The sequence below is a fragment of the Mycobacterium sp. TH-M11 genome (genome assembly GCF_057473725.1).
Genome location: NZ_JBYCLD010000280.1, coordinates 1 through 3,597, shown reverse-complemented (window position 1 = coordinate 3,597; position 3,597 = coordinate 1). Strand labels below are relative to the sequence as shown.

Annotated in this window: 4 protein-coding genes; 2 read left to right on the top strand and 2 right to left on the bottom strand. The window is 66.3% G+C overall.

Features of this window, described 5'->3' with window-relative positions:
* Positions 1-89: 89 nt before the first annotated feature.
* Together AC2VOG_RS11655 and AC2VOG_RS11650 are read right to left on the bottom strand one after the other, a co-directional pair.
* Entirely contained in the window at positions 90-839 is a 750-nt protein-coding gene (locus tag AC2VOG_RS11655; protein WP_486940053.1) for a lysophospholipid acyltransferase family protein, read from the bottom strand.
* 5 nt (positions 840-844) lie between these two features.
* The gene (locus AC2VOG_RS11650; RefSeq protein ID WP_486940052.1) at positions 845-1,615 is read right to left on the bottom strand and encodes a lysophospholipid acyltransferase family protein; all 771 of its coding nucleotides are present in this window, start codon (positions 1,613-1,615) and stop codon (positions 845-847) included.
* 106 nt (positions 1,616-1,721) lie between these two features.
* Here AC2VOG_RS11650 and AC2VOG_RS11645 point away from each other — a divergent pair, with 106 nt between their 5' ends.
* Complete coding sequence (locus AC2VOG_RS11645) at positions 1,722-3,272, top strand: Rieske 2Fe-2S domain-containing protein (protein ID WP_486940051.1); 1,551 nt, start codon at positions 1,722-1,724, stop codon at positions 3,270-3,272.
* The coding region (locus tag AC2VOG_RS11640; protein WP_486940050.1) for a hypothetical protein at positions 3,269-3,597 on the top strand (329 nt) is incomplete at its 3' end. The genes AC2VOG_RS11645 and AC2VOG_RS11640, both read left to right, overlap by 4 nt.

Below are 3,597 nucleotides of genomic sequence, written 5' to 3'. Positions count from 1 at the left end.
GGTGAACTTCGTCCCGTTCATCGCCACCACGGGCGGCACGACCCACTCGCCAAACCGATAAAAGGGCTCTGGCATGTCGGTTGCTCCTTCTATCCACCGCGCCCCGCCTGGTTTCGTGCGCGCTCGGCCTTCTCAGTCTCCTCAATAACTTTTGCCTCCGCCACCGAAGGTGCGCTGCCGCCCAACCGTCGCGGCACCCAGAAAGCGCCCTCGGGGTGCGGATACTGCTCTTGAACGCGGTACAGCAGCGACGTCATCCGCTCGCGCAACGCGGCGTCCAGATGCTCGACATCACCGGACGGCGGCAACGGTGGGCCGGCCGCCACGATCACCGGGATCTTGCGCCGGCCGAGGTCGCGCGGGTGGTCCTTGGGCCAGATGCGCTGGGCACCCCAGACGATCAGCGGCACCGTCGGCACCCCTGCCTGCACGGCCATCCGGGCGGCGCCGGTCTTGAACTCTTTGAGTTCGAAGCTGCGGCTGATGGTTGCTTCCGGCATCAGGCCCACCACCTCACCGTCTTGCAGCAGCCGAACCGCGGCGGCGTAGGCAGCCGATCCCGACCCGCGGTCGACCGGGATGGTCTTGGTGTGTTTGATCAAAAAGTCGACGACCTTCACCTGCTGCATCTCCGCCTTGATCATGTACCGGACGCGCCGCCCGCGGGCGTTGGCGGCCAACGCGGCCGGCACCCAGTCGACGTAGCTGGTGTGGTTGACGGCGATGACCGCTCCGCCGGTGCGCGGGATGTGTTCGAGGTGCTGATAGGTGATGGCGGTACCGGTCGCCGCGACCAGGGCCTTGGCCGCGATCTCCAGCGTGCGGTACACCGGCTCCATGGCTGCTACCCCGAGCGGCCCGCCTCACGGGCGGCACGCGCCGCCGCGCGCTGGGTGGCTTCTTCGGCGTCCGATTGGGCGGCCTCGGCCAGGGTGGGCGCACCACCGCCGAGCCGGTGCGGCACCCACCACTCGCCGGCCGGGTGCGCCGGGTAGCTGTCTTGCGCCTGCTCCAACAGATGCTGCATCCGCGAGTGCAACAGTGCGGTCAGCTCGGCCGCCGGCAGCGTCGGCGCGACCGGTTCGCCGACCACGATCACGATCGGCACCTTGGGCCGGAACAGCTTCTTGGGGTGGTCTTTGGTCCAGATCCGATGGGCGCCCCAGACGATGTGCGGGATGATCGGCACGCCCGCCTCGATCGCCATCCGGGCGGCACCCGACTTGAAGTCCTTGATTTCGAAGCTGCGGCTGATCGTGGCTTCCGGGTAGACGCCGACGAGTTCACCGGCCTTGAGCCGGTCGACGGCGGCCTGGTAGGACTCGGCGCCGTTGGACCGGTCCACCGGGATGTGCCGGCAGCCCCGCATGATCGGGCCGGTGATCTTGTTGTCGAAGACTTCCTGCTTGGCCATGAAGCGGACCTTGCGCTCGCGGTGCGCGCGAAACGTGGGCAGCCCGGCGAGGGTGAAGTCGAAGTAGCTGGTGTGGTTGATCGCGATCACGGCACCGCCAGTGGCAGGGATGTTCTGCTGCCCGATGACCGTGAAACGCAGCCCTTGCACTCGCCACGTCAGCCGCACCAGCGCGATCACTGTCCCGTATACCGGTTCCACGGTGCTCAAGCCTAGTGTTCGGGGCTTCGCGGCTCTAGCGGATCCGGCATTTCCCCGGTCTGCGGCTAAGCTCAACACGTCAGACGATCGCAACCAAAGGGTGTCAGTGCAGGTCACAAGCGTCGGCCACGCCGGCTTCCGGATCGATACGGCGGCCGGCAGCATTCTGTGCGACCCGTGGGTCAACCCGGCCTATTTCGCGTCGTGGTTTCCGTTCCCGGACAACCGCGGCCTGGATTGGCACGCCCTCGGTGACTGCGACTACCTGTACGTCTCGCACCTGCACAAGGACCACTTCGACGCACAACTGCTGACCGAGCACGTCAACAAGGACGCGGTCGTGCTGTTGCCGGACTACCCGGTGCCGGATTTGAAAAACGCGTTGCAGACGCTGGGATTTCACCGGTTCTTCGAGACCACCGATTCGGTGAAGCACCGGATCGGTGGCCCCAAGGGCGAGTTGGACATCATGGTCATCGCACTGCGCGCGCCCGCCGACGGCCCGATCGGCGACTCGGGGCTGGTGGTCAGCGACGGCGTCACGACCGCGTTCAACATGAACGACGCGCGGCCGGTCGATCTGGACGCGTTGGCGTCTGAGTTCGGCCACATCGACGTGCACATGCTGCAGTACTCCGGTGCGATCTGGTACCCGATGGTCTACGACATGCCCGAGCGCGCCAAGCAGTCGTTCGGGATGCAGAAACGGCAGCGTCAGATGGACCGGTCTCGCCAATACATCGCGCAGGTCGGGGCGACGTGGGTGATCCCGTCGGCCGGACCGCCGTGCTTCCTCGACCCCGCGCTGCGTGACCTCAACGACGACCACGGCGACCCCGCCAACATCTTTCCGGATCAGATGGTCTTTATCGACCAGCTGTGCCGCAACGGCCACGACCGCGCGCTGCTGATGATCCCTGGCTCGACTGCCGAGTTCACTGGGAGACAATTGGATTCGCATCAGCACCCGCTGCCCACCGAACAGGTTGAGGCAATTTTCACCACCGGCAAGGCGGACTACATCGCCGACTACGCCGCCCGGATGACGCCGGTGCTGGCGGCGGAGAAAGCACGCTGGGCACCCGCGGCCGGCGACTCGCTGCTGGAGCCGCTGCGCGCGAAGTTCGAGCCGATCATGCTGGCCGGCAACGAGGTCTGCGACGGCATCGGCTATCCGGTCGAGTTGGTGCTCGGCGCAGAGCGGGTCGTGCTGGATTTTCCCAAACGGACGGTGCGCGAGCCGATTCCCGACGAAAGGTTCCGCTACGGCTTTGCCATCCCGGCCGAGTTGGTACGGACCGTGCTGCGCGACGACGAGCCCGACTGGGTCAACACCATCTTCCTGTCCACCCGGTTCCGGGCCTGGCGGGTCGGCGGCTACAACGAGTACCTGTACACGTTCTTCAAATGCCTGACCGCCGAGCGGATCGCCTACGCGGACGGCTGGTTCGCCGAGACCCACGACGACTCCGCGTCGATCACCATGGAGGGCTGGGAGATTCAGCGGCGCTGCCCGCATCTGAAGGCCGACCTGTCCAAATTCGGCGTCATCGAGGGCAACACGCTGACCTGCAATCTGCACGGCTGGCAGTGGAACCTGGAAAATGGCCGCTGCATCACCGCCCGCGGGCACCAGCTTCGGAGCGCGCGGCAATGAGCGCAGACTCCTACGATGACGGCCTGGTCCAGTTGGACCGCGAGGCGATCACCCTGCGCCGCTACCATTTCCCTTCAGGAACCTCTAAGATCATCGCGCTGGCGCATGTTCGCGGCTACCGGGCCGAGCCGCTGGGCTTGTTGATGAACAGATTTCACATCTGGGGCAGTTGGGACCTGCGCCGCTGGCTGCCGCTGGACATCGGCCGGCCCTTCCGGTCGACCCTGATCACACTCGACGTTCCCGGTACCCGGCCCAGCCCGGCGTTGACGCCGGCCGACGCCGGCGAATTCACCGCCCTGCTCGACCGTCTGCTCGACGAACG